The 4,002-nt window shown below is 61.5% G+C and carries 5 protein-coding genes; all 5 read left to right on the plus strand.

The annotated features are described in order from the left end of the window. Window positions 1-1,016 (plus strand): HAD-IC family P-type ATPase (locus tag AC1DSN_RS19550; RefSeq protein ID WP_477332347.1); only part of this gene is annotated, 1,016 nt, incomplete at its 5' end. Window positions 1,017-1,072: 56 nt separating this feature from the next. After that, window positions 1,073-1,420, plus strand: a complete 348-nt coding sequence (locus AC1DSN_RS19555; RefSeq protein ID WP_477295514.1) for a zinc ribbon domain-containing protein YjdM — start codon at window positions 1,073-1,075, stop codon at window positions 1,418-1,420. Window positions 1,421-1,530: 110 nt separating this feature from the next. Beyond that, a complete protein-coding gene (locus AC1DSN_RS19560) occupies window positions 1,531-2,082 on the plus strand; it encodes a peroxiredoxin (protein WP_477295516.1) in 552 nt (183 codons plus the stop codon). 45 nt (window positions 2,083-2,127) lie between these two features. Beyond that, window positions 2,128-2,772, plus strand: coding sequence for a haloacid dehalogenase-like hydrolase (locus AC1DSN_RS19565; RefSeq protein WP_477295518.1), 645 nt, complete (start codon window positions 2,128-2,130; stop codon window positions 2,770-2,772). Window positions 2,773-2,953: 181 nt separating this feature from the next. After that, the coding region (locus AC1DSN_RS19570) for an alkaline phosphatase family protein (RefSeq protein ID WP_477332349.1) at window positions 2,954-4,002 on the plus strand (1,049 nt) is incomplete at its 3' end.

A 4,002-nucleotide genomic window follows, 5' to 3' on the forward strand; every position in this document is an offset into this window, starting at 1 on the left:
GTGTCGAGGTGAAGGTCATCACCGGGGACAATGAAGCGGTCACGCGTAAGATCTGCCGTGAAGTCGGCCTGGATGTGGAGCACTCCGCGCAGGGCAAGCACATCGAGCCCCTGGACGACGATGCGCTCGATGCGCTGGTCAAGCGAACGACCGTCTTCGCCAAGATGGCGCCGCTGCAGAAAGCGCGTGTCGTCAAGTCCCTGCAACGCCAGGGCCACACCGTCGGCTTCCTGGGCGACGGTATCAACGATGCACCGGCATTGCGCCAGGCCGATGTCGGCATCTCGGTCGATACGGCCACGGATATCGCCAAGGAGTCGGCTTCCATCATCCTGCTGGAAAAGAACCTGATGGTGCTTGAGGAGGGTGTGATCGAAGGCCGCATCACCTTCGGCAACATCATCAAGTACATCAAGATGACCGCCAGCTCGAACTTCGGCAACATGTTCTCGGTGCTGGTGGCGAGCGCCTTCCTGCCGTTCCTGCCGATGTTGCCGTTGCAACTTCTGGTGCTGGACCTGCTGTACCACACCTCGCAGCTGTCGATTCCGTTCGATCGCATGGATGACGAGTACCTGCGCAAGCCGCGAAAATGGGATGCCAGCGACATCGGCCGTTTCATGGTGTGGATCGGTCCGGTCAGTTCCATCTTCGATATCACCACTTATCTGCTGCTCTGGCATGTCTTCGGCGCGAATTCGCCCGCGCACCAGTCATTCTTCCAGACAGGCTGGTTTATCGAGAGCCTGCTGACCCAGACGCTGATCGTCCACATGATCCGTACGCGCCGGATCCCATTCCTGCAGAGCGTGGCTTCCGCTCCGGTCCTGGCGTTGACGACGGCCACGATCCTGATCGGCCTGGTCTTACCCTTCACCTCGCTGGGGTCGACATTCGGCTTCGTCGCCTTGCCGCCTGTCTACTTCGGCTGGGTTGCCGTCACGGTGCTTACTTACTGTGTCCTGACCCAGATTGTGAAGACGGTCTACATTCGCCGATACGTGCGCTGGCTCTGAAAAGAAGCATAAGCGGCTACTATTTGCGGTTACCTACCAGATAAGAGCGCTTTGCCGTGGAAACATCCGATATCCCTGCTTGTCCGCTTTGCAACATGGAAAACACCTACCCCGACGGCGACAGCTACGTCTGTCCGGATTGCTCGCACGAATGGCCCCAGCGGTCGGCGTCTGCCGAGGAGGGCGACGCCGTGGTGCGCGATGTCCACGGCAACGTCCTCAACAATGGCGACACCGTTGTGGTGATCAAGGACCTGAAGGTGAAAGGCTCGTCCATTCCGCTCAAGCAGGGTTCGGTGATCCGCAATATCCGTCTGGTCGAAGGCGATGCCGAGCACATCGAAGGCAACTCCGACAAAATCAAGGGTCTTGTGCTCAAGGTCTGCTTTCTGAAGAAGAGCTGAGAGCTAGCGCCAGATGGGTTCAGGGAAGCTGCTCCAGGACGGCATCCACGACACCTCGCCTGACGTATATGTATGCTGTCTTTCTATCCCTGCCCAAGGAGACTCCCGCCGTGAAGCCATTGATGATCCTCGCCGCACTCGCACTGGCCGGTACGGCCGCGCTCGCCACCCCCGCCTCCGCCGCCCTGAAGGAAGGCACACAGGCGCCGGAGTTCACCGCGCCGGCCTACCTCGCCGGCAAGCCGTTTACTTTCAGGCTCGCCGATGCCCTGAAGGAAGGCCCGGTGGTGGTCTACTTCTTCCCGGCAGCACACACGGATGGCTGCAATGTCGAAGCCCACATGTTTTCGGAGGCGATCGACAAGTTCAAGGCGCTGCACGCCACGGTGATCGGCGTGACGGCGGGCAACACCGGTGAGCTGGCGGATTTCTCGAAGGAGAACGAACACTGCGGCGGCAAGTTCCCGGTGGCGGCCGACGAGGGTGCGAAAATCGCAAAAGAGTACGACGCCATGCTGACGCTTCGGCCGGGCTGGTCGGACCGTACGTCCTATGTGATCGCTCCGTCGGGGAAGATCACGCACGTCTATTCGAGCCTCAAGCCGCAGAAGCATGTCCAGGAGACGCTCGACGCCGTGAAGGCGATCGAGGGTAACCACTAAACGGTGCAGCTCGATTCGACGCCCGAGGTCCGACGGGATTGCGCCGTGTTCGATCTGGACAAGACGCTGCTGTCGGCGGATTCAACCGTAACCTGGATGCGCGGCTTGCTTAGCGCGTCTCCATGGAAGCGGCTTGCCTTACTGCCGGTCCTTCCCGTGGCATGGGTTCTTCTTCACCTCTCCTGGGCGAGACGCGCGGGCGCGTCCGTCCTGCTGTGGATTACCACCTACGGACTTGATCGCTCTGCCGTGGAGCAAAGCATCGACGCGTTCGCAACGCGTTTCGAGGGAGGCCTGCAAGGCTTGCGTTGGTTTGACGATGGCATGGAACGACTTGGAGAGCACATCGCCCGTGGCGATCGTGTGGTTGTCGTTACGGCGGCTCCCCAATGGCTCGCCGAGCGGTTGCTCGTTGCCTTCGGCAGCGATCTGGAAGTCATCGGCTCGACCCTGCGAAGGGCAGGTGGCGGCTGGATCATGCAGCGCCACTGCCGCGGCGCCGAGAAGTGCCGGATGCTTTCCGAAGCGGGATACGGTGAAGCATGGCGGTACGCCTATAGCGATAGCGAGGATGACTCGCCGATGCTTGCACGGGCACAGGAAGCCTTCCTCATCAACCCGAGTACGACGACTCAACGACGAGCCGCCGCACGCGGAGTGGTTCATGCCGTCGCGGTTTGGTGGCGGTAGGCCGATTCGGATAGCGACGCTCTCGACGCCTCTTCCTGCCGGGATCGCCCATGGCAGCCAAGTGTGATGTCCGTTGCGATTTCAGACAGGAGAAGCCGCGGGGAGCGTTAACGTGCACAAATTGTCATAACCCGTCGTGATAATCGCCGGCGCAGGGGACAACCAGCGCACGGGGATACGCATGACGATCCAGGACCGACGACACTTCCTGAAGCTTTCCCTTGGCGCGGCGGGTGCCGCGTTCACGGCGTCGGTACTGCCGCCATCCATCCAGAAGGCGCTCGCGATACCCGCGGCACGTCGTACTGGCACGCTCAAGGACGTCGAACACGTGGTCATCCTCATGCAGGAGAACCGCTCGTTCGATCATTACTTCGGCAGCATGCGTGGCGTGCGAGGCTTCGGTGATCCCCGGACACTCACGCTCTCCAGTGGCCGCTCAGTCTGGCACCAGCCGCTGACCGCCGGCAGTGACGACTATCTGCTCCCGTTCCGCCCGCAGGCGGACAACCTCGGCCTGCAGTTCATCGAAGATCTTCCGCATGGCTGGAACGATACGCACGCCGCCTTCAACGCCGGCAAGTACGACCAATGGGTGCCGTCGAAGGGCACGACGACCATGGCTTACCTGACGCGCGAGGACATCCCGTTCCACTATGCGCTGGCGGACGCCTTTACCGTCTGCGACGCGTATCACTGCTCGATGCTTTCCTCGACCGATCCCAACCGTTACTACATGTGGACCGGTTACGTCGGCAACGACGGGCAGGGTGGCGGACCGGTGCTCTCCAATGCGGAGCTGGGCTACGGCTGGACGACCTACCCGGAACGTCTCGAAGCGGCCGGCGTGTCGTGGAAGATCTACCAGGACGTGGGTACCGGCCTCGACGCGGCGGGCGGCTGGGGCTGGGGTTCCAATCCCTACATCGGCAACTATGGCGACAACTCGCTCCTCTACTTCAATCAGTACCGGAATGCCGAGCCGGGCAATCCGCTGTACGACAAGGCCCGCACGGGCACGAATACACTGAATGGGCAGTCGCTGTTCGACCTCCTGCAGAAGGATGTCATGGCCGACCGCCTACCGCAGGTCTCATGGATCGCGGCACCCGAAGCGTATACCGAGCACCCCAGCTGGCCCGCCAACTACGGTGCCTGGTATGTCGACCAGGTGCTCGATGCCCTGACCGCCAATCCGGACGTCTGGAGCAAGACGGCACTGTTCATCAC

The organism is Luteibacter sp. P4_D7_3 (genome assembly GCF_056401735.1).